The sequence below is a fragment of the Lutimonas halocynthiae genome (assembly GCF_030409835.1).
Classification (GTDB): Bacteria; Bacteroidota; Bacteroidia; order Flavobacteriales; family Flavobacteriaceae; genus Lutimonas; species Lutimonas halocynthiae.
The window spans coordinates 1-1535 of the sequence record NZ_JAUFQO010000020.1; the positions used below are offsets into that span (position 1 = coordinate 1).

Sequence of the window (1535 nt, forward strand, 5' to 3'; positions counted from 1 at the left end):
TGTGTCTGTGTTGATGTATTACCTTGAGCATCTTCATAAGTCCAAGTAACTAATGTTGTTCCTTGAGCTGTAATTGGTAATGTTGCATCATTTGTAACTGTTACCAATCCACCACAGTTATCAGTAGCTGTTGGTGCAGTTAATACTGCTACACTACATTCTGCTGTTACATCAGCCAAAGTAGCTATATCTGCAACTGGTGCTGTTGTGTCTGTTACGATTACTGTCTGTGTTTGAGTAGTTGTATTTGTGTTAGCTCCTGTGTAAGTCCAAGTAATTGTATACGTTCCTACTACACTATAGGTAGTCGGATCACTAGTTATTCCATTTACTATAACTCCTGCACAACCATCTGTAGCTGTTGGAGTTGTTGCTACAACAACACTACACTCACCTGTTAAGGTAGGTAAGTTAGTCACTACTGGAGCAGGAACTCCTGTGTCCTGTACTTCTATATTCTGTGTCTGAGTAGTTGTATTTCCGTTTCCATCATCATAAGTCCAAGTAACTACTGTAGTACCTAAAGTTGTAATTGGTAAAGAAGCATCACTACTAACAGTAACTGTTCCACAGTTATCTGTTGCCGTTGGTGCTGTTAAACTTGTTACACTACATTCTCCTATTACATTTGGTAAAGTACCTAAACCAGCAACTGGTGCTGTTACATCATCAACGATTACATTCTGCGTCTGTGTAGCAACGTTTCCATTACCATCATCAAACGACCAGGTAATTACAAAACTACCTTGTGTGTTATAAGTAAGTGCATCACTTGTTGTTCCTGTGATTGTTGTACCACAGTTATCTACAACCGTTGGAGCGATAGCTGTTGCTGAACATTCTCCTGTTACATCTGCCAAGGCAGGGATAACTGGCGCTGTTACATCATCAACGATTACATTCTGTGTCTGTGTAGCAACGTTTCCATTACCATCATCAAACGACCAGGTAATTGTGAAGTTCCCTTGTGTGTTATAAGTAAGTGGATCACTTGTTGTTCCTGTGATTGTTGCACCACAGTTATCTACAACCGTTGGAGCGATAGCTGTTGCTGAACATTCTCCTGTTACATCTGCCAAGGCAGGAATAACTGGTGCTGTTACATCATCAACGATTACATTCTGTGTCTGTGTAGCAACGTTTCCATTACCATCATCAAACGACCAGGTAATTACAAAACTACCTTGTGTAGTATAAGTAAGCGCGTCACTTGTTGTTCCTGTGATTGTTGCACCACAGTTATCTACAACCGTTGGAGCGATAGCTGTTGCTGAACATTCTCCTGTTACATCTGCCAAGGCAGGGATAACTGGTGCTGTTACATCATCAACGATTACATTCTGTGTCTGTGTAGCAACGTTTCCATTACCATCATCAAACGACCAGGTAATTACAAAACTACCTTGTGTGTTATAAGTAAGTGCATCACTAGTTGTTCCTGTGATTGTTGCACCACAGTTATCTACAACCGTTGGAGCGATAGCTGTTGCTGAACATTCTCCTGTTACATCTGCCAAGGCAGGGATAACTGGTGC

General features: G+C 41.1%; 1 protein-coding gene. It reads right to left on the reverse strand.

All coding sequences use genetic code 11. The features are described 5' to 3' along the window. On the reverse strand, positions 1–1535 hold a 1535-nt coding region (locus QWY87_RS17825), incomplete at both ends, for an HYR-like domain-containing protein (protein WP_435389591.1).